Source organism: Burkholderia sp. Bp8986, from assembly GCF_003854225.1.
Lineage (GTDB): Bacteria > Pseudomonadota > Gammaproteobacteria > Burkholderiales > Burkholderiaceae > Burkholderia.
Map to the genome: position 1 here is coordinate 1 of NZ_QTQM01000201.1, position 570 is coordinate 570.

The window sequence follows — 570 nt, forward strand, 5'->3', positions numbered from 1 at the left end:
CGTCGCCTCACGTTGGCCGTTGGCGAAACATCCCGGTCCCCGGGCATCGATCAGATCCAGGTGGATGCGCCGATCCCAGCCGACACCATGGCGGCTGAATCCGATATGCCCTCGAATCGTTCGGATCCAGCGGACAGTACCGGTATTCCGGTAACGAATGGGAGATCTCATTCACTTCAGCTGAACGCCGGCAATGACACCTTTCCGCATTCCGTCGCCAGCGCTTACGTCCCCATGGTTCAGCTCGGGAACTCTGTGTCTAGTCCCGCCACGCCATCCGGGTTTCTGAGCTTCGATCAGCTCCAGGCACTTTGGGATGTGCCGATCCCGGCCGACACCATGGCCATCACATCCGGTTTGCAGGCTCCGCCACCCGGGCAGGACTCCACACGTTCCGGTCGTTCCCAGGGCAATTCTTCGCAGCGTAAGGGCTTGCGTTCCGCTATCCATCGTTCGGCCCGCCGAGCCGTGCCCTATCCCGTCCCGCTGTCTTTGCCTCATACAACCAATCCGCTCGAACTGACCGACGCCGAGCAGACACGAATTGAACGTACGCACGGTGGACGGCAG

At 61.2% G+C, this 570-nt stretch carries 1 protein-coding gene; it reads left to right on the top strand.

The window, feature by feature from the left end; translation table 11 throughout:
* Window positions 1-60: 60 nt before the first annotated feature.
* Window positions 61-570 (top strand): hypothetical protein (locus DID99_RS37690; protein ID WP_221623089.1); only part of this gene is annotated, 510 nt, incomplete at its 3' end.